Genomic DNA, 25,236 nt, shown 5'->3' with positions numbered 1-25,236 from the left:
GGATGTGACGTGAAGATAGCACCTCGCGAGATCCAACTCGGGAACCCAGGCGGTAAAAACTTAGTCTTTCACGCTGATTCGTAAGGGATTTCGATCGTCATGCCGTCATAAGCAGGCTCGACGTTGGCCGGCGTCTCGGCCATTACCGTAGCGTAGTCGAGTGGCACATGCATATGCGTCAGCACCGCGTTCTTCGGCGCCAGTCTTTCGATCCAGCCAAGCGCCTGGCCAAGCGACAGATGGCTCGGATGGACGGTGTATTGCAGCGCGTCGATGACCAGCATGTCCAGCCCGCGCAAACGCTTGGCGGTCGCCTCCGGAAAGTCGCTGACGTCAGGGCAATAGGCCAGCCCGCCGATGCGGAAACCCAGCGAGGTGATGTCGCCATGGAGCTGCAGCAGCGGTTCGAGGGTGAGGGCGCCGCCCTCGCCTGCGACCACCACCGGCCTGTGGTGGTCGATGATATGGGCGTTGACGATCGGCGGATACGAACTGCCTTTCGGTGTTTCGAAACAGTAGCGGAACGCCTCGCGTAGGCGCAGCATGGTAGCCTGATCCGCATGGATGTCGATCCGGTGGCGCTGCTCGAGCACGAAGCCGCGCAAATCGTCGATGCCGTGGATATGGTCGGCATGCGGATGTGTATAGACCACCGCATCGATGCGCTTGACCGATGCCAGCAGCATCTGCTCGCGGAAATCCGGGCCGGTGTCGATGACGACCGTGGTCCGGGCGCCACTCGCCGCGATCCGCTCGACGAGCGCTGCGGTGCGCGTGCGCCGGTTCCGGGGGTCCGCGGGATCGCAATTGCCCCAGTCGCCGGTGATGCGTGGCGTGCCCGGCGATGAGCCGCAGCCGAGGACGGTAAGACGTAACCGGTCGCTCATGCGTCAGGCGCCCGGCGCGCTCGGGCGCGGCATTTTCCTGAACAGCCGGAAGAAATTATCCGTGGTGATATTAGCGATCTCGGCCTCGCTGAAGCCGATCGTCTCGGCCAGCACCTTGGCTGTATGCGCGACATAGGCGGGCTCATTACGCTTGCCGCGAAACGGGATCGGCGCAAGGTATGGCGCGTCGGTTTCGACCAGCAGACGGTCGCGCGGCACATCGGCGGCGACGGCGCGCAGCTCGGCGGAGTTCTTGAAGGTCAGGATGCCGGAAAACGAGACGTAGCCGCCGAGCGCAACGCCGATCTCGGCCAGCCGGCGCGCCGACGAAAAACAGTGCAGGATGAAGGGGAAGGCACCCTTCCCCGTTTCTTCTTCGAGGATATCAGCCATGTCGTCGTCGGCGTCGCGCGAATGGATGACCAGCGGCAGACCGGTCACGCGCGCCGCGGCGATGTGGGTGCGAAAGCCCTGCGCCTGTGCGTCGCGCGGCGCATGATCGTAGAAATAGTCGAGTCCGGCCTCGCCGATCGCCACCACTTTGCGATGAGCAGAGAGCCGCACCAGATCATCGACAGTGACATCAAGCTCTTCGGCCGCATTATGCGGATGGGTGCCGACCGAGCAATAGACCTCATCGAAAGTCTCTGCAATCTCAAGCACTTGGTTAAATCGCTTCACCCTCGTCGAGATCGTCACCATTCGGCCGATGCCGGCCGCTAGGGCGCGGGCGACAATGGCCGCCCGCTCTTCGGCGAAATCCGGAAAGTCGAGGTGGCAGTGACTGTCGACCAGCATCAGGCGTTCGCGTCCTGCTTTTCGTAACGCGGAAAGACCGCCTCCGGCGCGGGCAATGCCGTGCCGGGCACCAGCGCATAGTCGGCGTGGACATGCGCAAAGTCACGGTTGTCTGCCGGCACCGCCAGCAGGTCGAGCAGCTTAGCAGCCGACCCCGGAACAAAGGGCTGGCAGAGCAGCGTCACGCGCCGGACGACTTCGATCGTCGTCCACAGAACTGTCTTCATACGCTCTGGATCGCTTTTGCTTAGCGCCCAGGGTTGCTGAGAGGCGAAATAGCGGTCAGCTTCGGCCACCACTCCGAAGATCGCCGCCAGCGCCAAATGGATGCCCTGATCCGCCATCGCCTTTCGCGCGACGGCGAGTGCCCCCACCGCTTGGTCGAGGATGGCGCTGTCGGCTTCGGTCAGTTCGCCGCGCTTTGGCACCGCGCCGCTGCAGTTCTTGGCGACCATCTTCAGCGAGCGCTGCGCCAGGTTGCCGAGGCCATTGGCAAGGTCGGCATTGGTGCGGTTGACGATCGCATCATGGCTGTAGCTGCCGTCCTGGCCGAACGGCACTTCGCGCAGCAAGAAATAGCGCACCTGGTCGAGGCCGTAGTGCTCGATCATCGCGAACGGGTCGATGACGTTGCCGACCGACTTCGACATTTTCTCGCCGCGGTTGAACAAAAAACCATGCGCGAACACGCGCTTCGGCAATTCGATGCCAGCCGACATCAGGAAAGCCGGCCAGTAGACCGCGTGGAAGCGGACGATGTCCTTGCCGATGACGTGCGCGTTTGCCGGCCAGAACGACCATCTCTCATTGGCCGGATCCGGATAGCCGGCGGCGGTGATGTAGTTGGTCAAGGCGTCGACCCAGACATACATCACATGCTTCTCGTCGCCCGGCACCGGGATGCCCCAGTCGAACGTGGTGCGCGAGATCGATAGGTCCTTCAGGCCGGACCTGACGAAGCTCATCACCTCATTGCGCCTCTCGGCAGGACCGACGAAATCGGGCTGGTTTTCGTAAAGTGCAAGGAGCCTGTCCTGATAAGCCGACAGCCGGAAGAAGTAGCTCTCTTCCTCGACCCATTCGACCGGCGTCCCCTGCGGCCCATAGCGGACATTGTCGGCACGCACCTCGGTCTCTTCTTCGCCGTAATAGGCTTCGTCACGCACCGAGTACCAGCCGGCATAGCCGCCCTTATAGACGTCGCCATTGGCGGCCATCGCCTTCCAGATCGCCTGCGAGGCCTTGTAGTGCCGCTTTTCCGTGGTGCGGATGAAATCGTCGTTGGAGGCATCGAGCGCGACGGCCATGCGCTCGAAATCGGCCGAGTTGCGGTCTGCCAGCTCGCGCGCTGAAATACCTTCTCTCTTCGCCGTCTGCAGCATCTTTATGCCGTGCTCGTCGGTGCCGGTGAGAAAGAGCACGTCCTTACCGTCGAGCCGCTGGAAGCGGGCCAGCGCGTCGGTGGCAATCAACTCGTAGGCATGGCCGATATGCGGTTTGCCGTTCGGATAGGAAATAGCCGTCGTGACGTAGTATTTTTCGCGTGCCATGGATGAGCCGTCATGAATGTCTGAATGAAAGATGTCGCGGTGAGATATCGCATCGAAACGGCAATTGCCATCCGACGCCAATGTGGTGGCTTCGAAGTTCCTGCGATTGATTGGCTCAGGGGCTTCAAAGCCACGCCAGCGGCCGTCACATTCGCATTGCAGAATTCAGGCGGTCGATCATGGTCAGGGCGTGCTGCTTTTTGTCGAGATTGTAGGTCTCGGTTTCAGATATAGCGTTCAAAGCCTCGTGCCAAGTATCCGACAGCGTTTTGGCCCGCGCGAGATCGCCGGCGAGCGCGGCCTGGCTGGCGCCGGCCGACAGCAGATCAAGCGCGCGGCGATTGAATATCTCGAACGGGATCGCCTGGTCGCGGCCGGCGACCGCCTCGGCAAGACGGTAGGCGCCTCCGACATCTATCTTCTTGGACATCACCAGGGCGTCGAGGGTGGCGGCGATTTCGAGCCCTCCATACTGCGTCAACAGGATCGCATTGCGCGCGCTGCCCCCTGCCCGCTCCGCCAGCGCCGCGCGCGCGCCAGGATCCTCCGGTGGCGGCGGCTCGATGCCTTCCAGAACCGTCATCAAGCTCTCGGCATCGAGCGGCGCCAACCGCACCATCTGGCAGCGCGACCGGATCGTCGGCAGCAGACTGCCCGGCGCATGGACGATGAGGATGAACAAGGTGCGCGCGGGTGGCTCTTCAAGATTCTTCAGCAAGGCATTGGCAGCATTGGTGTTCATGTCGTCGGCGGGATCGACGATAACCACCCGGTAGCTGCCGTCGTGCGAGGTCAGCGACAGAAAACGGCTGACCTTGCGGATTTCGTCGACCGTGACCACTGTCTTGAAGCTCTTGGTCTTGTCGTTCGCCGGGCGTGTAAGATGCAGCACCGAAGGATGCGCGCCGGTGGCGATCTGTCGAAACAGCGACGAAGCCGGATCTGGAACGGCAAGGCTTTCCGGCGCCTGCTCGAAGGCCGGGTGCTTCAACAGATGATGCGCCAGGTGAAAGGCCAGCGTCGCCTTGCCGATGCCAACCGGTCCGGCAAAGATCAGTGCGTGCGGCAGCTTTCCCGAGCGGTAAGCGGTGGCGAGCATGTTGGCCGCCTGCAGGTGACCGACAAGACGCGGCGTCTCGGATGGCTCGGGCACCCCGTCCAGCGTATCGTGCTGTTCGGGCGCGATGCGTTCGAAAATCATGCTGGCGCCGCCTGCCTTCTTTGCGCCGGCATCATCCTCTCGAGAGCCGCGAAGACCGCGGCGGTAACGACATCCTCCACCGCATCTAGGTCGGCTGAGGCATCGACGACAACGCAGCGTTCGGGTTCAGCTGAGGCGATCGCGAGAAACGCCTCGCGCCGGCGCTGGTGGATGGCCAATGTTTCTTTCTCGAAGCGGTCCGGTCCGTCACTGCTGCCCCGCCGGGCGGTAGCGCGCCTCAGGCCCTCGGCGGGGTCGATGTCGAAGATCAGTGTCATGTCCGGCACCATGCCGTTGATGGCGACCTTCTCCAATGCGTCCATGAATGCCGGGTCGAGGCCGCCGGTGACGCCCTGGTAGACGCGCGAGGAATCCATGAAACGATCGCAAAGCACGACCGAACCGCGCTCGACTGCCGGCCGGATGACCTGTTCGACATGGTCGGAACGCGCAGCGGCGAAAAGCAGCGCTTCCATCTTGGGGCCGAACGGCTCGGCTGCGCCTGAAAGCAGGACATGCCTGACCGCCTCCGCGCCCGGCGAGCCACCCGGCTCACGTGTCACCAGCACATCGTATTTCTTGGCGCGCATCTTCTTTGCCAGCCGCTCGATCTGCGTCGACTTGCCTGCTCCTTCGCCGCCTTCAAAAGTGATGAAAAATCCGCGCGCCAAAGCCTTTGTCCATACTTCGGGGACCGTATAGTCCCGGCGGGAAAAAAGGTCCACCGCGACGGTGCTAACGCAGCCAGCCGACGGCCAGTTCCTTGGCGGCGTCGAGCGCGCGCTGCGGCAGCGAACCGACACCGATCGACTCGGCGGCAAACAGCGGCGTCTCCTGGCTCAGCGTATCGCCGATCCAGACGCGCAGCGTACCCACCGGCTGCCCCTCCTCCACCGGCGCTGCCACCGGTCCGTCATAGACGATCCTGGCGGTGAGCTTGTCGCGGTTGGTGATCGGCAGGAAGATCTGCACCGGTCCTTTTGCCTTTAACGCGACACCGGACTTGGCGCCGCCAAAGACCTGGGCTTCGCCAACCACTTCGTCCTTGGCGAATACTTCAGTCTTCTCGAAGGAGCGAACGCCCCAGTCGAGCAGCTTTCGCGCTTCCTCAGCACGCTCACGGTCGTTTGCCAGGCCGCTCATCGCCGCGATGACCCTTTTGCCGTTGTGGCTGACCGAGCCGACAATGCCGAACCCGGATTGCTCGCTGGCACCGACCGCGAGCCCGTCGGCGCCTATGTCCATGGCCAGTAGCGGATTGCGGTTCCTCTGGGAAATCTTGTTCCAGGTAAAATCCTTCTGGCCGTAATAGCGGTAGAGATCCGGGTAGTTGCGCCAGATATGCAGCGCCAGAAGCGCAAGTTCGCGAACGCTCGTTTGCTGCTCATCGGCCGGCAGACCGGTGGAATTGACGAAAGTCGATTTCTGCAAGCCGATCTGGCGGGCACGCCCGGTCATCTGCGCTGCGAAGTTTGCTTCGGACCCGGCCATCCCTTCAGCGATGACGATACAGCCGTCATTGGCCGCCTGCACGGTCACGCCCTGGATCAGGTCTTCCAGCCGGATCGTCGACTTGAGCTTGGCGAACATGGTCGATGTCCCCGAAGGAGCGCCGCCTTTGCGCCAGGCGTTCTCGCTCACCACGAAGGTGTCATCGAGCGTCATGCGCCCTGATTTGATGGCGTCGAAAACCACTTCCATCGTCATCAGCTTGGCCAGCGAGGCCGGCGGGATCAACCTGTCGGCGTCCTTGGAAAACAGCACGGTTCCGGTTTCGGCATCGATCATGAAGGCCTGCGCGGCCTTGGTCTCGAAAAGCTGTGCTGAGGCCGGCGCAAGCGAGAGCAGCAGCAGGCCGAGCGCCATAAGCCCGGTGAAAGGGTGAAAAGATTTCATCAGGTTCGACCAGTGAGCCGGCGCTTTTGCAAGTTGGCAGAAGCTATCAGGCTTCTGCCTGGCGGATCAATCGCGCGCGAAAAAACCAGGCAGCCCCGAGCTCAGTTGCGTACAGCAAGCGCATCCGGCGCACCATGCGACCACGCTGCCTGCAGCATCTCGTCCAGGCTGCCACTACCGTCGGCAAAGAGGTTGACCGAGTACCAGTCCTTGCCTTCGAGTTCCGAGCGCTGGATCTCGGTCTTGCCGAAGCTGGAAAGCTGGGCCGCCACACGCTCCGCTTCGGCGGCATTCTCGAACGAACCCGCCGCGACATAGTCCGTGGGCGACCCGGTTAGAGGAGCTTGCCGCTTCCACGATTGAAGAATTTCGGCGGGCGACATGCCGGCGCCATCCAGCTCGGCAAACGCGTTGGAGGCGCGTTGCACGCGCTCGTCCGCGTAAGACAGCGACGCCACGGTGAACGGCGATTGCGCCGGCAGGTTGATCTCCGGGCGCTCCGGCACGATCGGGCCGAAATCGGGCAGTACAATGTCTCCCAAAACAGATGCTTGCACTGCCATGACAGGCCCTGCATCGGATCCCTGCCCGGAATTCGTCAACTGACCGGGGAACGGCACGGCAGCAGCGCTCACCGGCAGGCTTGGCGACGGCCCATTCATCGCGACCATGACACCGCTGGGCAGGCCGTCCGACGGATCCGGCGCCCTGTAGCCTGGACGATACGAAGCCATAAGATACTGCCCGTCATTGCCTTCGAGCGGCGCACGGCCGACATATTCGACCTTCACCTCGGCCGTACCGATGTTGGCATAATCGAGCATTTCAGCAGCGCGCTTCGATACATCGATGATGCGTCCATCATGATAGGGTCCGCGGTCGTTGACGCGCACGATCACCGAGCTGCCGGTCTTCATGTTGGTGACCCGCGCATAGCTCGGCAGCGGCATGGTCGGATGCGCCGCCGTCAGATCTGCCATGTCGTAGACTTCGCCGTTGGCGGTCAACCGGCCGTGGAAGGCCTCACCGTACCAGGATGCGAGGCCAACCTTGGCGTAACGTTTGTCTTCCTTCGGATAATACCACTTGCCGCGCACCTGATAGGGCTTGCCGAGCTGGTCGCGTCCGCGAGACGTCTTGAACATGACGCGCGGGCTGGCTTTCACGCCGTATTCGGCTTCAGAAAAATATTCCTTGGAGCGAGGTTTCTTGTTGACCATCGCCTTTTGCTGCGGCCCGGCACATGCTGCAAGAAAGGCTGCCGACAAGGCAAACAGCGCGAAAGCGGAAGCGCGACGAAGACGCGGGCGCGCCGTGGTCTGCATATTTTGATTGTCCCCTATAGCATCGACGAAGGCACCGCAGCATGAACGTCAGCGATGCCAAAGCACCCACTCCAGAAACGCCGGCGACGCCCTACCCCAATCCTTTTTGTGCGCAGGAATTGTTTATCACCGTATTAACCGATTGTGGTCGGAACCGGGCGAGATTGTGGCACGGACCGCCTCGCTGATCGGCATGAAAATCATCGCTTATCGATCAGAAACGCCGTTCGTGGCGCACTTTGCCCCTGGCTTGGCGTGTCTGCGAGCGCAGATTCAGGGACCGAATATCACAAGTTCGGTGAACGTCAGATCTCCAGGTGCGGGTGGTCTGGGACCTTTGAAGTATTTCAGCCCCTTGTTGGGGCGGTACCATCCCACCAAGCCTGGAATCGGCTCCTTGGCGTCGACAAAGCAAACCAGGATTCCGCTTCGCAAGAGAAAGCGCCCCATCGCACCGGCGCAGCGGCTCAAATCCGCAAGCGAGCGGCAATAGATGACCTGATGGCATCGGATAACACCGTGCAACATTCGGCGCGGCATCAATACCAGGGGGAACGCTGCTCCATCGCAGATGCAGATCAACGACAGGCAGCCCAGCGCGGCGTGTTCCGAGAGTATGTATCTCTCACTCTCGGGCAGCATCGCCAATTCCGGAAGATCGGGACGCCCTTCGACCACGCGACATGACCGCTGCGCCGAACTCAAAGCCGGCAAGAAGGTAAATTGTCCGCTGGAGAAGAGCCGAAAGCCGAGCGCCCGGTTGGCTTTCAATGTCGCTTGTGCAGGCGAAATGTTCGTGTAGGTCACGTCCTTCCGCTTGAGAACCGCCGCAACCAACATGGCGCCATAGGGACGGAAATCTGCATCGACTGACCAGCTTGAAAGATTGCAGCGAATTTCCTCGCTCTCCGACCCCTGATAGCGAGCATAAAGGGTGAGCACAACGCCGACGATCCGACCGGCATGCTCCAAAGCAAAGCCATATTGTGGGAACTCGGCAACCACAGGCCGCTGCGACAAGCGGGTCAGAGCGTGTATCCAGTAACTCCGGTTACGCGCCGGAAAGCCCCTGCACAGGCAATCAACCACTCCCTCCCAGTCGGTTTCGCGGATTGGTCTACAGCGAAGACCGGGCGGGAGAGCGCCAAGTACGGCCAAAATCAACTCCAGAATACGATTTACTTACATGTGCCTAATGCGCTCCACATATCAGCGCTCAACGATTAATAGTCCGTGCGGGTTTTAAAAACGATTTTCCACACTCAGCACAAACACAGCTCGCCATGACGCTGCTCACCGTCCTGGATCGCGCCGAAAGGTGCGGCCGCCACGGTTGACTTGGCGTTGAATGCGGCTTTACAGGAATGGAGCGCGAACCGGTCGGGAAACGTCCTGGTGCCAATCCGGTACCGACAGCTCGAACCCGCTCCTCTCGCGATATCCTAAGTGATTGAAAAATCACCTTGGAGGGATGGCCGAGCGGTTTAAGGCACCGGTCTTGAAAACCGGCGTGGGTGCAAGCCCACCGTGGGTTCGAATCCCACTCCCTCCGCCATATCCGTCCAATTTCTTCAATCCTGCAGGCATGACGTCGAGTTTTCCGCTCGTCGGATTCTCGACTGCCTGGGTTTAACAGGCCGGTCCGGTTAGGGGAGAACCGCCGCTCTGCCCCATGCCGCGCGCCACCTCTCGCGTCGCTGAAATGCGACAGGTGCTGATCATGGCAACGATACCAAAGTACCGGTGATACTATTGCGTAATCAACAACCTGCCACAAAGCGAAGACTGTCACCCGCCGCGCAGCCGCGGTTCGTCGGGTTGATTTCTCCGCCCGAATATGGTGCTTCTCCCGCCCATGAATAAACTATTTTCTGCGGTCCTCGCATGGACGATAGTGGCTTGGCCGGCCAGCGCAATGGACAGCGCATTGCGCGCCGGCCTGCTGAAACTCGATCCGCAAACCCGGCTGGAGCAGCGATGCGACGCCGAAATTCTCGACCGGATTACCCGCGACGACCACAAATACAAAGCCGATCGTGTCGTCGCCTACGCTTTTGCGACGCCCGAAATGGGCGCCGATGCGATCAAGAGCCCGGGTGCTGCGTTTCGCAGCAAGGGACAGTGGTACCGGCTGAAATTCAAATGCGAAACAGCGCCGGACCATATGGAAGTCCTGCAGCTCCGCTATCGGATCGGTGATGAAATTCCGGAAAGCGACTGGCCCAAATACAATCTCTATAACTAGGCATTCGCGACCTGTGGCCGCATTTTGCCGGTGTTCGGGCCGATCGTCGCAAACTCTGTATATTGCCGCAATAACGGGCGGTTTGCCGACCTTGTTCCAACCAGTCCCTTGACGCGCAGGAACCATACACGTTAGGCCCTCCAGGCATTCGACGCGAACGGTCGGCCAACCAGCAAGGGACTTCCAGTCGATGGAAATTTTCACTGCCGCGGGCTTCTCTGCCCTGCTCCAGGTCATCGCCATCGACCTCGTGCTTGCAGGCGATAACGCCATCGTCATCGGCTTGGCCGCGGCGGGCTTGCCGGTCGAGCAGCGCAAGAGAGCGATTCTCATCGGCGTGGTGGCGGCGACGGTGCTGCGTATCGGTTTTGCTGCGATCACCGTCACCCTGTTACAGATTGTCGGCCTGCTGCTTGCCGGCGGCATCTTGCTGCTGTGGGTGTGCTGGAAGATGTATCGCGAGCTGCGCACGTCGTATGCCGACGAGGTGGAGGCGACCGAAGCGCTGTCAAATTCCGATATCAACAGCGATGATATGGTGGCCGGCAAGGCGCGCAAGAAGACCTTGGGTCAGGCGGCATTGCAGATCGTCATCGCCGACGTGTCGATGTCGCTCGACAACGTACTCGCGGTCGCCGGCGCGGCGCGCGATCACTTCCAGGTGCTGGTGATAGGCCTCGTCCTGTCGATCGCGCTGATGGGCCTTGCCGCGAGCTTCATCGCCAAGCTGCTGCACCGCCATCGCTGGATCGCCTATATCGGCCTTTTGATCATCTTCTATGTCGCACTCGATATGATCTACCGGGGCGCGGTGGAAGTCTTGCCGCATGTCAGCAGTGCGGTGAGCTGACACGCCGACTCGAATTCTCATCGGCCGGCCTTTCAGCTTCGGCGAGCCTTCGGCGACGCTGGCGGTTGCGTTTCGCCGCAGCCGCTGCCCATACCAATGCCGCGACAAGTGTGGTACTGCGCCGCCAATCCTGAAAATCCGGAAAAGCTTTGATGTCCGCCCCTCGCGTCAGTTTCGTCAGCCTTGGATGCCCGAAAGCCCTTGTGGATTCGGAGCGCATTATCACGCGCCTGCGCGCCGAAGGCTACGAGATCGCCCGCAAGCACGACGGCGCCGACCTGGTCGTCGTCAACACCTGTGGCTTCCTCGATTCGGCTCGCGACGAATCGCTCAACGCCATCGGCTCGGCACTTTCGGAGAATGGCAAAGTTATTGTCACCGGCTGCCTCGGCGCCGAGCCGGACATCATCCGTGAAAGACATCCCAACGTCCTCGCCATCACCGGACCACAAGCTTATGAAAGCGTGATGGCGGCGGTGCATGAGGCTGCCCCCCCGAGCCATGATCCCCACATCGACCTTTTGCCGCCGCAAGGGGTCAAGCTCACACCGCGCCACTATGCGTATCTCAAGATTTCGGAAGGCTGCAACAACCGCTGCACCTTCTGCATCATCCCGGCGCTGCGTGGCGACCTCGTATCGCGGCCGGCGGCCGACGTGTTGCGCGAAGCCGAGAAGCTGGCCAAGGCCGGGGTCAAGGAGATCCTCGTCATCTCGCAGGATACCAGCGCCTACGGCATCGATATCAAATACCAGACCAGCATGTTCGGCGATCGCGAAGTGCGGGCGAAATTCCTCGATCTATCGGAAGAACTGGGCAAGCTCGGTGTCTGGGTGCGCATGCACTATGTCTATCCCTACCCGCATGTCGCAGACGTCATCCCATTGATGGCCGAAGGTAAGATCGTTCCCTATCTCGACATTCCGTTCCAGCACGCCTCGCCGCAGGTGCTGAAGAACATGCGCCGGCCCGCTCATGGCGAAAAGACGCTCGAGCGTATTCGCGGCTGGCGCGACATCTGCCCGGACCTTGCCATCCGCTCCACCTTCATCGTCGGCTTCCCCGGCGAGACGGATGACGATTTCGAGATGCTGCTCGACTGGCTGGACGAGGCCAAGATCGACCGCGCCGGCTGTTTCAAATACGAGCCGGTCAGAGGCGCCCGCTCCAACGAGCTCGGCCTCGAGCAAGTGCCGCAGGATATCAAGGAAGCCCGCTGGCACCGCTTCATGCAGCGCCAGCAGAAGATTTCGGCAACGCAGCTAACCAAGAAAATTGGCAAGCGACTGCCGGTCCTGATCGACGAGGCGCATGGCAATTCGGCCAAGGGCCGGACCAAATACGATGCGCCCGAAATCGACGGTTCGGTCCATATCCAGTCGCGGCGGCCACTGCGCGCCGGCGACATCGTCACGGTCAAGATCGAGCGCGCCGACGCTTACGACCTTTACGGCTCAGCAGTCTGATATTCCGTCCAAAATGAAAAGGGCGCCGCGTGGCGCCCTTTCGTTCGATATGTTTCCGACCGCCTACTGCGGCAGCTTGTCGTCGACGCCCTTCACGTAGAAATTCATGCCGAGCAACGTGGCGTCGTCGGCGACCTCGCCCTCCTTCAGCCAAGGTGTGCCGTCCTGCTTGGCGATCGGCCCGGTGAAGGGGTTCCAGCCGTCGGCGATCTTCTTGGTGGTGGCTTCGGCCATCGCCTTGACGTCGTCGGGCATGTTGGTGAACGGCGCCAGCTTGACGGCGCCGTCCTTAATACCGAGCCAGACATTGTCGGGCTTCCAGGTGCCGTCGAGCGCCGCCTGGACCCGGCTGATGTAGTAGGGACCCCACTCGTCGGTCAGCGCGGTCAGCTGCGCGTGCGGCGCGAACTTGATCATGTCGGAGGACTGCCCGAAGCCGTGCAGCTTGCGCTCCTCCGCCACCTGCAAGGCAGCGGTCGAGTCGGTGTGCTGGACGATGATATCGGCGCCCTGGTCGAACAATGCCTTGGCAGCATCGGCCTCCTTGCCCGGATCGAACCAGGAGTTCACCCACACGATCTTCGCCTTGAAGTTCGGGTTGATCGACTGTGCGCCGAGCATAAAGGAATTTATGCCCATCACCACTTCCGGGATCGGGAAGGAAACGATGTAGCCGGCGACGCCCGACTTCGATTGCTTGGCGGCGATCTGGCCAAGCACGTAGCGGCCTTCGTAGAAACGCGCATTGTAGATGCCGAGATTTTCGGCCGTCTTGTAGCCGGTGGCGTGCTCGAACATCACCTTGGGGAATTTCTTGGCGATCTTTACTTCCGGGTCCATGAAGCCGAAGGACGTGCCGAAAATGATCTTGCATCCCTCGCGCGCCAGGCGCTCGAAGGCGCGGTCGGCATCGGGGCCTTCGGAGACGTTTTCGAGATAGGCGGTCTCGACCTTGTCGCCGAGTGCCTTTTCCACCTCGAGGCGGCCTTGGTCGTGCTGGTAGGAGTAGCCGAAATCGCCGATCGGGCCGGTGTAGACCCAGCACGCCTTCAGCTTGTCCGCCGCCTCGGCTGAGGCCGCCAGCGACAATGCGGCCGTCGTCGCCATCAGGGCAATAAGCAGTTTTTTCATTGTGTTACCTCTCTGAGTTAAGCCTTGGAGCTTCCGTCTTTTTGCTGTCAACGATCCGGAACGAATGGCTGGCCCAAGGAGGCCGGCGTGTTCATCATCGTCAAACGCTTGTTGCGCGAGATTAGAACGAGAACCACGACGGTTGCCAGATAGGGCAGCGAAGAAAGCAGTTGCGAGGGAAACGATTTTAAGAACGCAATTAACTTGTAGAGCAACCAGGGCGCGTCGACGAAGTCCTGCAGATTTATGGCTTGGACGTGAAGCTGGCCAACCCAGATCGCGCCGAAAATATAGGCGCCGGCCAGCACCCGCCATGGCCGCCAGGAGGCGAAGACGACCAGAGCCAGCGCGATCCAGCCGCGGCCGGCGGTCATGTTCTCCACCCATTGCGGTGTGTAGACCAGCGATAGGTGACCGCCGGCGAGGCCGGCACAAGCGCCGCCGAAAATCACTGAGAGATAGCGGTAGCGGATGACGTGGATGCCAAGCGCATGGGCGGAGGCATGGCTGTCGCCGATCGAGCGCAGCGTGAGCCCGGTGCGGGTCTTGAACAGGAACCACATGACGGCGGCGGTCAGCGCGATCGAGATGTAGAAGATTGGATCCTGGCCGAACAGCAGCCTGCCAACGACCGGGATTGCGGTCAGGCCGGGAATATCGAGGTTTGGCAGCCTTTCGCCGGGCTGGCCGACAAAATTCGTTCCCATCATGCCGGAAAGGCCGAGGCCGAGCAGTGTCAGCGACAGGCCGGTGGCCACCTGATTGGTGGCCAGCGACAGCGTCATGACGGCGAACAGCAGTGAGAACACTGCCCCCATGGTGACTGCCGCCAACAGCCCTATCCAAGGCGAGCCGGTGAGATAGCCGGCGCCGAAACCGCCGACGGCACCCATGATCATCATTCCTTCGACGCCGAGATTGAGCACACCCGAACGTTCGACCACCAGTTCGCCGATCGCCGCGATCAGCAGCGGCGTCGCCGCCGTCGCGATGGTCAAGAGGATGTTGACGGTGATGTCCATCAGCGGGCTTCCTCCAGCTTCGGCCCCGCCTCGAGCTTCGGCGCGGAAAAGCCGGTCAGGCGAATGCGGTAATGGATGAGCGTGTCGCAGCCGAGCACGAAGAACAAAAGCATGCCCTGGAACACGCGCGCCACCTTGTCGGAGATGCCGAGCGCGCTTTGCACCGCCTCGCCGCCCAGATAGGTCAGCGCCAGTACAAGGCCTGCGGCGACGATGCCGAGCGGATTGAGCCGGCCGAGAAATGCCACGATGATAGCGGTAAATCCGTAGCCGGGCGAGATCACCGGCTGCAATTGTCCGATGGCTCCCGAGACCTCCGAAATCCCTGCAAGTCCGGCCAGTGCGCCTGACAGCAGGAAGGCAAAGAAGACCATGCGGTTAAGGCCAAACCCGGCGAAGCGCCCTGCCCTCGGACTTGAGCCGAGCACGCGGACCTCGAAGCCTTTCAGCATACGGCTCATCAGGATCCAGATCAGTATCGCCGCGATCAGCGCGAAGACAAATCCCCAGTTTGCCCGGCCGGATTCCGGGAGGAGTTCCGGCAGTATGGCGGAGTCGTTGAACTGGATGGTCTGCGGGAAACCGTGGCCCTGCGGATCGCGCCACGGCCCGCGTACGAGCCAATCGAGGAAGAGCTGGGCGACATAGACCAGCATCAGGCTGGTCAGGATCTCGTTGGTGTTGAAGCGCGTCTTCAGCAGTGCCGGGATTGCAGCATACGCGGCCCCACCGACCATGCCGAGCAGAAGCATCAGCGGCAGCACCAATGGGCCTTCGAACTGCGGAAACAGCACGGGGATGATCGAGCCGACAATGCCGCCCAGGATGAACTGGCCTTCGGCGCCGATGTTCCAGATGTTGGCCTTGTAGCAGACCGACAGTCCGACCGCGATCAGGATCAGGGGGGCGGCCTTGATCGCCAGCTCATGCAACTGCCAGACCTGGCTGATCGGTTCGATGAAGTAGATGCGGAACGCGGTCAACGGGTTGACGCCGAGCAGCGCGAACATGATGGCACCGGCAATGATCGTCAAAACGAAAGCGATGAAAGGCGAGAGTGCCGAAAACAGCATCGAGCGCTGCGGGCGTTTTACAAGTTCGAGGCGCATCAGGCCGTCTCCAGCGTATGTTCGGCATGACCGGGTTCGGCGCCGCCCATCAGCAGCCCGATTTTCTCGAACGTCGCTTCAGCTATCGGCAGCGGCTTCGACAGTTCGCCATTGTGCATGACCGTGATCGCATCGGAAATCTCGAACAGCTCGTCGAGGTCCTGGCTGATCACCAGCACCGCCGAGCCGCTGCGCGCCAGTTCGATCAGCGCCTGGCGGATGTGGGCCGCCGCACCCGCGTCGACCCCCCAGGTCGGCTGATTGACCACCAAGACGCTCGGCCGGCGGTCGAGTTCGCGGCCAACGATGAATTTCTGCAGATTGCCGCCCGAAAGAGCCGCAGCCTCCGGATCCGGCGCGCTCTTGCGCACGTCCATTGCCTTTATGATGCGCTGGGCAGCGGTATGGATCGCATCGGCCTTGACCATTCCACCGGCGCCGACAAACATCTTGCCATCGGTGGCGTGGCGCGACAGAAGCAGGTTCTCCGAAAGCTTCATGCGCGGTGCTGCGCCATGGCCGAGCCGCTCTTCCGGGACGAAGGCAGCGCCCATCAGACGCCTGCCGGTGATGGTGAGGCCGCCGGCATCCTTGCCGCGGATGCGGACCGAGCCGGCATCCTGCTGCAGCACCTCGCCGGAAACGGATTCGAAGAATTCGCCCTGGCCGTTGCCGGCCACACCGGCAATGCCGATCACCTCGCCGGCGCGGACCTCGAGATTGATGTTCCTGAGCGGGATCGAGAACGGGGTCGCTGGCTTGCGGGTGAGTTCGCGGATTTGAAGCAGCACCGGCGCGGTCTCGATACCCTCGGCCGGCGCCCGCACCACGGCCAGCACTTCGTTGCCGACCATCATCCGCGCCAACGAAGACGCGGTTTCCTGGCGCGGATTGCAATGGCCGACCACCTTGCCGTGACGCAGCACGGTGGCGCGGTCGCAGATCCGTTTGACCTCTTCCAGCCGGTGCGAAATGTAGAGGATGGACTTTCCTTCCGAACGCAGCCGTTCGAGCGTCTCGAACAACTTATCGGCCTCCTGCGGCGTCAGCACCGAAGTTGGTTCGTCGAGTATGATGAGTTGCGGCGTCTGCAGCAGGCAGCGGATGATTTCGATACGCTGACGCTCGCCGACCGACAGATCACCGACCAGCGACAGCGGATCGAGAGGCAGGCCGTAACTGTAGGAGAGCGCCCTCGCCTTGGCCGCGATCGTGCTGATCGGCGAGCCATCATCCAGCGACAGCGCGATGTTCTCCGCCGCCGTCAGCGCTTCGAACAGCGAAAAATGCTGGAAAACCATGCCGATGCCGAGCTTTTTTGCGGTACCGGGGCTGGTGATCCTGACCGCCTGGCCATTCCAGAAAATCTCGCCGGAATTCGGTTCCAGCGATCCAAACAGCATTTTCACCAGGGTCGACTTGCCGGCGCCGTTCTCGCCAAGCAACGCGTGGATCTCACCCTTGGCAATGTTGAGATCGACATGGTCGCACGCCGTCAACGTGCCGAATATCTTTGTGAGGCCGCGAACCTCAAGCAAGTTTGCGCCGTCCTGATCTGCACTCACGGTGCCTCCATCTGGTTTGCCAGACATGTTCTGTGTTCCCGCAAGCATCGTATGCGCGGGCTGCTCTCTACGGTAAGCGCCTCACGACTTGAAAGAGCTTCAAGAATTTCAGCGGAAACTCAAGCGGTAAAGAGCAGTTCGCAAGAACGGCGGCGTCGGCGGCCCGAAACGGCGGGCGCCTAAGGGATAAGTATTGTTGTCCCGGTGGTCCGGCGCCCTTCGAGATCGGAATGCGCCTTGCCGGCCTCGCTGAGCGCGTAACGCTGGTTTATCTTGATCTTGACGGCGCCGCTGAGCACCACGTCGAACAAGGCGGCGGCGGAAACCTCGAGGTCTTCGCGCCTGGCATTATAGACGAACAGCGTCGGCCGCGTTGCGAACAGCGAGCCCTTCTGCGCCAGCAACGAGATGCTGAAGGGCGGGATCGGCCCAGACGATTGACCGAAGCTGACGAAAGTGCCGAGCGGCCGCAGGCAATCGAGCGAGGCTGGAAATGTGTCGTTGCCGACTGAATCGTAGACAACGTCGCATTTCTTGCCACCGGTGATAGCGGCAACGCCGGCCACGAAATCCTGTTCGCGATAGTTGATCACGTGGTCGAAGCCATGCGTCTTGGCGAGCTCGATCTTGTCGGTGGAACTCGCCGTGCCGATCACTGTCGCGCCGAGATGCTTGGCCCATTGGCCGAGGATCAGCCCGACACCGCCGGCCGCCGCATGAAACAGGATCGTGTCGCCGGCTTTCACCTTGAATGTACGGCGCAACAGATATTCGGCGGTCATGCCCTTTAGCATCATGGCTGCGGCCTGTTCGTCGCTGATGCCGTCCGGCACCTTCACCACGCGGTCGGCGGGGATCACGCGCTGCCCGGCATAGGCGCCGGTCGTCACGGCGTAGGCGATGCGATCGCCGGGTTTGAGCCAGTCGACATCCGAGCCGACATCCAAGACCACGCCGGCCGCCTCGCCGCCAGGGATCAGCGGAAATCCGCCCTGCGGCGGATAAAGGCCAGAGCGATAATAGACGTCGATGAAATTGAGACCGATCGCGGTATGCTTGACCAGGATCTGTCCCGAGCCCGGCTGCCCGGGATCGGCATCCTCATAGGTCAGGACCTCCGGGCCGCCATGGGCATGGATGCGGATCGCTTTGGACATTTTCTGGCTCTCTTGGGATCAGGCTTTCTTATCCGGCTTGGCGCCGAGATTTGGGAAGAACTGCATGATAGCGCCGATGCAGGCGAGGTAAAGCCCGGTGAACGTAATCCCGAACTTGATGAAATCGCTGACCTGCTCGCCCAGCACGCCGATCTGGTCGTAGAAGGAGGCAAGTGCGGCCTGCGCCAGCGCCAGCGCGCCGAAAGCGCACCAAAGCAGCGTCATGCCGAGATTGATTGGCCGCAGCCGCTTCACCCGCACCGGATGGATGAAATTGATCGGCACGAAGGTGAGAATGGCGGCCACCACGACCACCGCGAAAGAAACCCATTGTCCGGGCTCGATGACGAACAGCGTGAACACCACCATGTTCCAGACGACCGGAAAGCCCTTGAAGAAATTCTCCTTCGTCTTCATGCCGGTATCGGCATAGTAGATTGCGCTCGACACCACGATGATCGCCGCCGACAGGAACGACAGGCGCTCGCCCATGAAGCCGCGCTGATAGAGCGCGAAGGCCGGAATCAACACGTAGGTCACGTAGTCGATGATGTTGTCGAGCAGTTCGCCCGACCAAGTCGGCAGGATTTCCTTGACATCGAGCTTCCTGGCGATCGGCCCGTCGATGCCGTCGACGAAAAGCGCCAGCCCCAGCCACCAGAACATCGCCGTCCAGCGCTGCTCGCTTGCTGCCACTAGCGACAGAAACGCCAGGAATGAGCCCGACGCGGTCAAGAGATGGACCGAGAACGCCCGCGCCTGAGGCCATGTGACTTTCTTCTTCGGCCGCGGAATCCGGTCGGCGATTTTCCTGGCCGTCGTCTTCTTGCTCACGGGCCCCGCCAGTCCAGCTTGCAGATTTCGGCCGAACGGCCAGCAAAGTTCCAGTTGCGGCCAAAGGCCCGCATTTTGCTCTTGTCGGATTTGGCGACGATGATTTCCGGCGCAATCCAGTATTCCGAATTGCTGATGATCGCATCCTTGTCGCGATCCTTGCCGGTGATTGGCGTCACCGCACCATCGATGATCTTCGGTATCTGAAAGATGCGTGTTTTCGCACGCGTCTCGTAGGTGATCGGCACCTGCTCGGCGCCGAGGAACTGTCCGACCAGGATGGAGAGCAGCGATGTGGTTCCACCGGCCTTGCCGGTGAATATCTTCGTCAGTCCCTTCACAGCGTAAACCGAGGCGCGCTTGTCGATGAACAGGCCCGCCGTCCAGTTGCCGCGGCTCATATAACCGGGGATTTCCATGACCAGCCCAAGATTGAGACCGGACAGGTCGACCTCGCCGAAATGGCCGGCATCGATCCGGAACCCCGCCCAGGTTTGGCAATAGCCTTCCGTAGGCGGATGATTGCCGAGCGACAGAACGCAAGGGCAAAAAACCGTGCAATTGCAGGAAAGGATGAGCTCTCCCTTCATTGCCCAGTTTTGATCTGTCATCGAATTCTCCCCCTCATGCCGAGACTACTAGTAGCGCGGCTGCCCAGACAAGCAGTATCGCACCGCCCAACCGCGTCGGCAGATTGCCTGCCGTCTGTTTTTCGACCAGGCTGAACAAGCCGATCAGCGCCATCCAGAACACGTTCATCACACCGACGGCAAAACATTACCAGCATCAGCGCCCAGCAGCATCCAAGGCACCACAGGCCCTGCTCCATACCGAGCCGGAAAATGCGAATGGGCCTGGCGCTCCAGTTGGCGAACAGGACCGAGAACGGATTTCTGCACTTCTCCAGACAGGCTTTCTTCAGCCAGCTGAACTGATAGAGGCCAGCGATCGACAGCGCGGCCGCTCCGGCAATTCCAAGCAGCGGATCGAGCATCTGCCCGGATGACACGAATGCATGGACTGCGAGCGTCAGGGCAGCGAATATTGCCGAGGCGGCAAGCCAGACGCTCAAATATCCAGCGACAAGGATCAACGGATGGGCAACGGGTTCCCCCTTGATCCTGGCGGTATCTGCGATCTCGCAATAGGTGCGGATCATCGGCGCCGCGGAGGGCAGCATGGTCGCGATGGCCATCAACAGCCACATCGCGGTGAGTGCCCCGCCTTGCGCCCCTACGCTTGCGCGAAGCGGCGCCGGCGCAAGGCAAAGGGCGAAGAAACGCGCAAGGAAATCCGGCAGCGGCAGCTGCGGCAGGTTCCCCAGCATCGTGTCGCCGGGTGCATCGGTGCCCGGGAGCCGGCTTACCGCACCACGAACTGCCATTGCGCCGAGAAGGAGCCAGGCAAGGGCGATGCCCATGCCGGCAACGACGCTCACCGTCAGTCGAGGGCTGCGCGCAACGCTCGCCATCGCGCGGCCGGTGCCGTCGAGGTGGCTGAAATCGTCTTGTTGGCCGGTCATGGCAACCGAATGGGCCGAATCGCCGCGTTGATCAAGCCGCATCACCTGACCTATATGGACCAGCAGGTCGGACGGGCCTCACCTCGCAATCCGGAAGCCGAATTTGATCCATCGGGAAACAGCACGGATACTGGTCGCCGGCAGCGGCCCTGCGGGGCTGATCGCGGCGCTTGGCTTTGCCGAGGCGGGCTTTCCCGTGACGCTCGTCGGCCCCGATGCAACCGGCCCCGACGGCCGGACGACAGCCTTGATGAACCCTGCCCTGAAGATGTTCGAACGGCTAGGGATCTTCGACGGAATCAGGCCGCACGCAGCGCCGCTCAAGGTGATGCGTATCGTTGACGCAACCAACCGGCTGATCCGCAGCCCGACAGTGACCTTTCGCGCCAGCGAGATCAACGAAGAGCAATTCGGGCTGAACTTGCCCAACAGCGTTCTCAACCGCACGCTAGCCGAGGCTGTCGCGCATTCGGGCATCGAATGGCGAAAGTCGATGGTGGAGGCATGGCGCCTCGATGCCGACCATGCCCATGCCGTTCTCGCCGACGGCAGCGAGGTTGAGGCATCGTTGGCAGTTGCCGCCGATGGCCGTCAGTCGCCGGCCCGCGAGGCAGCCGGCATCCGGACCTCGATCCGATCCTATCCGCAGGCGGCGTTGGTGCTCAATTTCGGTCACCGCAGCGACCATGCCTTCACCTCGACCGAATTCCACACCGAGACCGGTCCGTTCACACAGGTTCCCCTGCCCGGCAACCGGTCCAGCCTTGTCTGGGTGCTCGAACCCGATATCGCCAAGGACCTTGCAGCACTCGACGACGCCGAGCTTTCGACGCGGGTCGAACAGCGAATGCAATCGATGTTGGGCCGCGTGTCGGTTGAGCCCGGCCGGCAGGTCTACCCCCTTTCAGCGGTGAGCCCGTGGCGGTTTGCGCAGCGCCGCGTAGCCCTAGTCGGCGAAGCCGCCCACGTGTTTCCCCCAATCGGCGCGCAAGGCCTCAATCTCGGCATCAGGGACATCGACGACCTGATTGGTGCCGCAAGCAGAAACCGCTCGGACCCGGGCGCCGCCAAGGCGCTTGCAGCCTATGATTTCAAGCGGCGGCCGGACATTCTGGCGCGCAGCAGCGCGGTCAACCTGCTCAACATGTCGCTGCTTTCCGACATGCTGCCGGCCCAGCTGGCGCGCAGCGCTGGCCTGGGCGCGCTTGAGGGGTTTGCGCCGTTGCGGGCGTTTTTCATGCGCGAGGGTCTTCGACCCGGCAGCGGTTTTGCGGCGTTTTTTGGCCGATTGCGAAAACCGGCTGAGCGATAGCGATCTTGGCCACCGCCCTTGATCCGCATCTCGCGATGCTCAACCCGGCATCAAGGGGATCGGGATTGAATTGACGCCGCGTCTGCGCCAAATAATGACGATGTCGACCTTAAGGTCTGGGCCAATCTTTGCCGGACCGATGCGTAAGAATCTAAAGTCCTGGAGCGTTCCTTGCGTGTTCCAGGATGCGTGGCGTTCAAGAAGTTCAAGTGGTGAGTGCGATGAAGACAGCCAAATTCTCGATCGGACAGGTGGTTCGGCACCGGCTGTTTCCGTTCCGCGGCGTCATTTTCGACGTCGATCCGCAATTCGCCAATACTGACGAATGGTACGAGGCGATCCCCGCTGACGTGCGGCCGCGCAAGGACCAGCCTTTCTATCATCTGCTCGCCGAGAATTCCGAAACGGAATACATCGCCTATGTGTCCGAGCAGAATTTACTCGAGGACCGGTCGGGCGAACCGGTCCGGCATCCGCAGATTGGTGAAATGTTCGACAAGAAGCCGGACGGGCGCTACGAGCCGAAGCACCAATTGAGACATTGACTTAGTCGGGATCTGGCTGGACTGGGACAGGCTTGAGACATGCTGGACCCGACAAACGGCCGGTCCAAACGAAAAAAGCGGGGTATGAGCCCCCGCTTTTTGTTTTGTTCGAAAACCCGTCGATTAGTTGGCGGCCTTGGCCTTTTCCTGCTCTTCCTTGAGCTTCTTGGCAAAATCCTGATTGTTCTTGGCGACGAACTCCTGGAGCTTCTTCTGTCGGTCCTCGATGTCCGACTGCTGCAGCGGCGGGCCGTCGAAGGCGCCGCTGAAGCCGGTCAGCGCGATCTTGATCGGGTTCGGCTGGTTCTGGAAATTGACCGAGGTCAGCGTCAGGTTCGAACCTTTCTTGAAGGACGCGACGAGCTGATCGGTCAGCGGCACTTCCGCCACGCAGCGATCCGGAAAACAGATCACATAGTCGAGCTTCTGCGCCTTGCCGCCGTCGATCTGGAGGCCGATGCCGGGAGGAACGAGACGGCCGGTCGGAACCGTCACCTGGAACACCTTGCGGTTCACCTTGCCCTTCAATTCGATCAGGCTGACGCCAGTGATGAGCTGGCCGTTGCCGGCGGTGGTGATGTTCTGGACATTGCAGATGTCGACGTCTTCCTGCTTGGTGCAGGCCTTGAACCAGCCTTGCGGAATCTGCTGTTGCTGCTGCGCGGAAGCAGCGGGAATCCCGGCGCCCAGAATGCCGACTACGCCAGCGGCCATGACCGACAGGCGGTACGCGTTGCTGTTCAGGCTCGTCATGTCGTGCATTCCTCTCAAATGATCCCGGAACCGGCTTTTTTCATGCCGTGTGGTCCAGCTACCTGTTGCCGAAATGAGGCAACAGAATGACTTCGGACGGCGTGTTACACTGCAAGCGGTGCCGAATCCAGCCCGGGTCTCGCGAATCTTGGCCGAGGGATAGGCTCAAGGGGTTGGCCGGTGCACGACCGGCTCATGTATGCTGCGCATCGAATCGGGAAGGAGACAGTCATGGGCCGCGTTGTCGTTTGGCTGATCGCCACAATGTTGTTTGTCGGCCTTTCCCTGCAGCCGGGCCTGTCGGAACCGAAGCACGCGCTTGCCATGCAGGGCGAGCCGGCGCTGCCATCCGACTACAAGCATTTCAACTATGTGAATCCCGACGCGCCGAAAGGCGGCAGCATTACCTATTGCGTCGTCGGCCGCTTCGACAATCTCAATCCGTTCATCCTGAGAAGCCTGCGCACCACCGCGCGCGGCATGATGGATCAAGCCTTTGGTAATCTTGTCTTCGAGCCGTTGATGCAGCGCAACTACGACGAGGCCTTCAGTCTCTACGGCCTGCTCGCCGATACCGCCGACATGGATCCCGAGCGCAAGAGCATCGAATTCCACCTCGATCCCAACGCCAAATGGTCGGACGGCGAGCCGGTGACGCCGGAAGACGTGTTGTTTACCTATGACGTCTTCACCGAGAAGGGCCGCCCACCTTACAGCCAGCGAATGAAAGCGATTGCCAAGCTCGAAAAGACCGGCGACCGCAGTGTGCGCTTCACCTTCAACGACAAGGCCGACCGCGAATTTCCTTTGATCATTGCGCTGACGCCGATCATCCCGAAACACGCCTTCAACAAGGACACCTTCGACAGGACGACGCTAAAGCCGGTGATCGGCAGCGGGCCTTACACGGTGGCGCAAGTCGTGCCCGGTCAGCGCATCGTGTTCAAGCGCAATCCGGACTATTGGGGCAAGGACGTGCCGTCCAAGCGCGGCTTCGACAATTACGACCAGATCACCATCGAATATTTCCTCAACGCCAACGCCAAGCAGGAAGCGTTCAAGAAAGGCATCTGCGCCATCGACGACGACAGCGACCCGGTCAAACGCGAGCGCGATCTCGATTTTCCGGCCTTCCACAGGGGCGAGGTCATCGCCGAAACTTTCGATACCGGCATTCCGCCGGTGGTCAACGGTTTCCTGTTCAACACGCGGCTGCCGAAATTTTCCAATCCGGTCGTGCGGCGCGCGCTCGGCATGCTCTACGATTTCGAATGGGCCAACAAGAATCTGTTCGGCGGCAAATACACGCGCACGATGAGCTTTTGGCAGAATTCCGAACTGTCCGCGCTCGGCCACCCGGCCAGCGAAAAGGAAAAGGCCCTGCTGGCCCCCTACCCCGGCCGCGTGCCCGCAGATGTCATGGACGGCACCTACAGGCCGCCCGTTACCGACGGCTCCGGCCAGGACCGCAAGGTGCTGAAGGCGGCATTCGAGCTGCTGAAGGGCGCGGGCTATACGGTGCAGGACGGCGCGATGCTCGATCCCGAGGGAAAGCCGTTCGGTTTCGAGATCCTGACCGCCTCGCAGGACGAAGAGCGACTTGCCGCTATCTATCAGCGCACCCTTGAGAAGCTCGGCATCGATGTCGGCATCCGCAGCCTCGACGGTGATCAGATCCAGTCGCGCAAGCAGCGTTTCGATTTCGAGGTGCTGGTCGGCTCGACCGGTTTCAACAACTCGCTGTCGCCCGGTATCGAGCAAACCGGGCGCTGGGGATCCGCTGCCGCCAAGGCCGAAGGATCGTTCAACCTCGCCGGCGTCGCCGATCCGGCGGTGGATGCGGCGATCGAGGCGATGCTGAGAGCTCGTTCGAAGGAGGACTCCGTCGCCGCCGTCCGCGTTCTCGACCGGCTGCTGATCTCCGGCAACTACATGGTGCCGACGCAGCACAACAACCAGCAATGGCTCGCTTATTGGAAGTATCTGGAACATCCGCAAAAGACGCCCATATACGGTTATCAGTTGCCGACCTGGTGGCGCAAACCGAAGTGACCTCTTCAGAACAGGA

At 61.3% G+C, this 25,236-nt stretch carries 22 protein-coding genes, 1 tRNA gene and 1 pseudogene; 7 read left to right on the top strand and 17 right to left on the bottom strand.

The window, feature by feature from the left end:
- Nucleotides 1-68: 68 nt before the first annotated feature.
- From NKI29_RS03070 to NKI29_RS03035, 8 genes are all read right to left on the bottom strand, one after another.
- A complete protein-coding gene (locus NKI29_RS03070) occupies nucleotides 69-887 on the bottom strand; it encodes an MBL fold metallo-hydrolase (RefSeq protein WP_352568617.1) in 819 nt (272 codons plus the stop codon).
- A gap of 3 nt (nucleotides 888-890) precedes the next feature.
- Entirely contained in the window at nucleotides 891-1,685 is a 795-nt protein-coding gene (locus NKI29_RS03065) for a TatD family hydrolase (RefSeq protein WP_352456774.1), read from the bottom strand.
- Nucleotides 1,685-3,235, bottom strand: coding sequence for a methionine--tRNA ligase (gene metG / locus NKI29_RS03060; protein ID WP_023675060.1), 1,551 nt, complete (start codon nucleotides 3,233-3,235; stop codon nucleotides 1,685-1,687). The genes NKI29_RS03065 and metG overlap by 1 nt, the downstream gene beginning before the upstream one ends.
- Nucleotides 3,236-3,380: 145 nt before the next feature.
- A complete protein-coding gene (locus NKI29_RS03055) occupies nucleotides 3,381-4,436 on the bottom strand; it encodes a DNA polymerase III subunit delta' (RefSeq protein WP_023675059.1) in 1,056 nt (351 codons plus the stop codon).
- Nucleotides 4,433-5,107 carry a dTMP kinase gene (gene tmk, locus NKI29_RS03050; protein ID WP_352448921.1) on the bottom strand — a complete coding sequence of 225 codons (675 nt, stop codon included), beginning with the start codon at nucleotides 5,105-5,107 and terminating at the stop codon, nucleotides 4,433-4,435. Before tmk ends, NKI29_RS03055 begins: the two co-directional genes overlap by 4 nt.
- Nucleotides 5,108-5,171: 64 nt before the next feature.
- Nucleotides 5,172-6,302: a D-alanyl-D-alanine carboxypeptidase family protein gene (locus tag NKI29_RS03045; protein ID WP_352568811.1), complete on the bottom strand. Its 1,131-nt coding sequence runs from the start codon at nucleotides 6,300-6,302 to the stop codon at nucleotides 5,172-5,174.
- Nucleotides 6,303-6,433: 131 nt separating this feature from the next.
- Nucleotides 6,434-7,657 (bottom strand): septal ring lytic transglycosylase RlpA family protein, encoded by a 1,224-nt coding sequence (locus NKI29_RS03040; RefSeq protein ID WP_352568618.1) that lies wholly within the window; start codon nucleotides 7,655-7,657, stop codon nucleotides 6,434-6,436.
- A 273-nt stretch (nucleotides 7,658-7,930) separates the two neighbouring features.
- On the bottom strand, nucleotides 7,931-8,662 hold the full coding sequence (locus NKI29_RS03035) for a hypothetical protein (protein ID WP_352568619.1): 732 nt from the start codon (nucleotides 8,660-8,662) through the stop codon (nucleotides 7,931-7,933).
- 460 nt (nucleotides 8,663-9,122) lie between these two features.
- Between NKI29_RS03035 and NKI29_RS03030 the strand changes: the two genes are divergently transcribed.
- From NKI29_RS03030 to rimO, 4 genes are all read left to right on the top strand, one after another.
- A tRNA-Ser gene (locus NKI29_RS03030) sits at nucleotides 9,123-9,212 on the top strand.
- A gap of 282 nt (nucleotides 9,213-9,494) precedes the next feature.
- On the top strand, nucleotides 9,495-9,902 hold the full coding sequence (locus tag NKI29_RS03025) for a DUF930 domain-containing protein (protein ID WP_352456770.1): 408 nt from the start codon (nucleotides 9,495-9,497) through the stop codon (nucleotides 9,900-9,902).
- 190 nt (nucleotides 9,903-10,092) lie between these two features.
- Nucleotides 10,093-10,752 (top strand): TerC family protein, encoded by a 660-nt coding sequence (locus tag NKI29_RS03020; protein ID WP_023675054.1) that lies wholly within the window; start codon nucleotides 10,093-10,095, stop codon nucleotides 10,750-10,752.
- Nucleotides 10,753-10,904: 152 nt separating this feature from the next.
- Nucleotides 10,905-12,218, top strand: coding sequence for a 30S ribosomal protein S12 methylthiotransferase RimO (rimO, locus tag NKI29_RS03015; protein WP_352621762.1), 1,314 nt, complete (start codon nucleotides 10,905-10,907; stop codon nucleotides 12,216-12,218).
- Nucleotides 12,219-12,281: 63 nt separating this feature from the next.
- On the opposite strand, the gene NKI29_RS03010 is transcribed toward rimO, so the two are convergent.
- From NKI29_RS03010 to NKI29_RS02975, 8 genes and pseudogenes are all read right to left on the bottom strand, one after another.
- Nucleotides 12,282-13,349, bottom strand: a complete 1,068-nt coding sequence (locus NKI29_RS03010) for a BMP family ABC transporter substrate-binding protein (protein WP_352621764.1) — start codon at nucleotides 13,347-13,349, stop codon at nucleotides 12,282-12,284.
- A gap of 47 nt (nucleotides 13,350-13,396) precedes the next feature.
- Nucleotides 13,397-14,371 (bottom strand): ABC transporter permease, encoded by a 975-nt coding sequence (locus tag NKI29_RS03005; protein ID WP_031211313.1) that lies wholly within the window; start codon nucleotides 14,369-14,371, stop codon nucleotides 13,397-13,399.
- Nucleotides 14,371-15,483, bottom strand: coding sequence for an ABC transporter permease (locus NKI29_RS03000; protein ID WP_352448966.1), 1,113 nt, complete (start codon nucleotides 15,481-15,483; stop codon nucleotides 14,371-14,373). Before NKI29_RS03000 ends, NKI29_RS03005 begins: the two co-directional genes overlap by 1 nt.
- Nucleotides 15,480-17,072, bottom strand: coding sequence for an ABC transporter ATP-binding protein (locus tag NKI29_RS02995; RefSeq protein ID WP_502894945.1), 1,593 nt, complete (start codon nucleotides 17,070-17,072; stop codon nucleotides 15,480-15,482). Before NKI29_RS02995 ends, NKI29_RS03000 begins: the two co-directional genes overlap by 4 nt.
- A 152-nt stretch (nucleotides 17,073-17,224) precedes the next feature.
- Complete coding sequence (locus tag NKI29_RS02990) at nucleotides 17,225-18,202, bottom strand: quinone oxidoreductase family protein (RefSeq protein ID WP_352448914.1); 978 nt, start codon at nucleotides 18,200-18,202, stop codon at nucleotides 17,225-17,227.
- A gap of 18 nt (nucleotides 18,203-18,220) precedes the next feature.
- Nucleotides 18,221-18,997 carry a phosphatidylcholine synthase gene (pcsA, locus tag NKI29_RS02985; RefSeq protein WP_502894951.1) on the bottom strand — a complete coding sequence of 259 codons (777 nt, stop codon included), beginning with the start codon at nucleotides 18,995-18,997 and terminating at the stop codon, nucleotides 18,221-18,223.
- A 35-nt stretch (nucleotides 18,998-19,032) separates the two neighbouring features.
- Nucleotides 19,033-19,647, bottom strand: a complete 615-nt coding sequence (locus NKI29_RS02980) for a DUF1326 domain-containing protein (RefSeq protein WP_352448912.1) — start codon at nucleotides 19,645-19,647, stop codon at nucleotides 19,033-19,035.
- 13 nt (nucleotides 19,648-19,660) lie between these two features.
- Nucleotides 19,661-20,600, bottom strand: a pseudogene (locus NKI29_RS02975) (DUF2182 domain-containing protein).
- Nucleotides 20,601-20,661: 61 nt separating this feature from the next.
- Here NKI29_RS02975 and NKI29_RS02970 point away from each other — a divergent pair.
- On the top strand, nucleotides 20,662-21,870 hold the full coding sequence (locus NKI29_RS02970) for a UbiH/UbiF family hydroxylase (RefSeq protein ID WP_352646074.1): 1,209 nt from the start codon (nucleotides 20,662-20,664) through the stop codon (nucleotides 21,868-21,870).
- Between the two features lie 221 nt (nucleotides 21,871-22,091).
- Nucleotides 22,092-22,415, top strand: coding sequence for a heat shock protein HspQ (gene hspQ / locus NKI29_RS02965; RefSeq protein WP_023675043.1), 324 nt, complete (start codon nucleotides 22,092-22,094; stop codon nucleotides 22,413-22,415).
- A gap of 123 nt (nucleotides 22,416-22,538) precedes the next feature.
- Here the strand turns inward: hspQ and NKI29_RS02960 are convergent, their stop codons facing one another.
- Entirely contained in the window at nucleotides 22,539-23,168 is a 630-nt protein-coding gene (locus NKI29_RS02960) for an invasion associated locus B family protein (protein ID WP_023675042.1), read from the bottom strand.
- A 231-nt stretch (nucleotides 23,169-23,399) separates the two neighbouring features.
- Between NKI29_RS02960 and NKI29_RS02955 the strand changes: the two genes are divergently transcribed.
- Entirely contained in the window at nucleotides 23,400-25,220 is a 1,821-nt protein-coding gene (locus NKI29_RS02955; RefSeq protein WP_352795544.1) for an extracellular solute-binding protein, read from the top strand.
- Nucleotides 25,221-25,236 lie beyond the last annotated feature (16 nt).

This window comes from Mesorhizobium sp. M0678 (genome assembly GCF_040320505.1).
Classification (GTDB): domain Bacteria; phylum Pseudomonadota; class Alphaproteobacteria; order Rhizobiales; family Rhizobiaceae; genus Mesorhizobium.
This window is presented reverse-complemented; position numbering and strand designations above follow the sequence as displayed.

Excerpts from the sequence above, each read along its gene's own strand:
- NKI29_RS03070 (WP_352568617.1), bottom strand. The coding sequence starts at position 887 with ATGAGCGACCGGTTACGTCTTACCGTCCTCGGCTGCGGCTCATCGCCG.
- NKI29_RS03065 (WP_352456774.1), bottom strand. The coding sequence starts at position 1,685 with ATGCTGGTCGACAGTCACTGCCACCTCGACTTTCCGGATTTCGCCGAA.
- metG (WP_023675060.1), bottom strand. The coding sequence starts at position 3,235 with ATGGCACGCGAAAAATACTACGTCACGACGGCTATTTCCTATCCGAAC.
- NKI29_RS03055 (WP_023675059.1), bottom strand. The coding sequence starts at position 4,436 with ATGATTTTCGAACGCATCGCGCCCGAACAGCACGATACGCTGGACGGG.
- NKI29_RS03045 (WP_352568811.1), bottom strand. The coding sequence starts at position 6,302 with ATGGCGCTCGGCCTGCTGCTGCTCTCGCTTGCGCCGGCCTCAGCACAG.
- NKI29_RS03040 (WP_352568618.1), bottom strand. The coding sequence starts at position 7,657 with ATGCAGACCACGGCGCGCCCGCGTCTTCGTCGCGCTTCCGCTTTCGCG.
- NKI29_RS03025 (WP_352456770.1), top strand. The coding sequence starts at position 9,495 with ATGGTGCTTCTCCCGCCCATGAATAAACTATTTTCTGCGGTCCTCGCA.
- NKI29_RS03020 (WP_023675054.1), top strand. The coding sequence starts at position 10,093 with ATGGAAATTTTCACTGCCGCGGGCTTCTCTGCCCTGCTCCAGGTCATC.
- rimO (WP_352621762.1), top strand. The coding sequence starts at position 10,905 with ATGTCCGCCCCTCGCGTCAGTTTCGTCAGCCTTGGATGCCCGAAAGCC.
- NKI29_RS03010 (WP_352621764.1), bottom strand. The coding sequence starts at position 13,349 with ATGAAAAAACTGCTTATTGCCCTGATGGCGACGACGGCCGCATTGTCG.
- NKI29_RS03005 (WP_031211313.1), bottom strand. The coding sequence starts at position 14,371 with ATGGACATCACCGTCAACATCCTCTTGACCATCGCGACGGCGGCGACG.
- NKI29_RS02995 (WP_502894945.1), bottom strand. The coding sequence starts at position 17,072 with ATGTCTGGCAAACCAGATGGAGGCACCGTGAGTGCAGATCAGGACGGC.
- NKI29_RS02990 (WP_352448914.1), bottom strand. The coding sequence starts at position 18,202 with ATGTCCAAAGCGATCCGCATCCATGCCCATGGCGGCCCGGAGGTCCTG.
- NKI29_RS02980 (WP_352448912.1), bottom strand. The coding sequence starts at position 19,647 with ATGACAGATCAAAACTGGGCAATGAAGGGAGAGCTCATCCTTTCCTGC.
- hspQ (WP_023675043.1), top strand. The coding sequence starts at position 22,092 with ATGAAGACAGCCAAATTCTCGATCGGACAGGTGGTTCGGCACCGGCTG.
- NKI29_RS02960 (WP_023675042.1), bottom strand. The coding sequence starts at position 23,168 with ATGACGAGCCTGAACAGCAACGCGTACCGCCTGTCGGTCATGGCCGCT.
- NKI29_RS02955 (WP_352795544.1), top strand. The coding sequence starts at position 23,400 with ATGGGCCGCGTTGTCGTTTGGCTGATCGCCACAATGTTGTTTGTCGGC.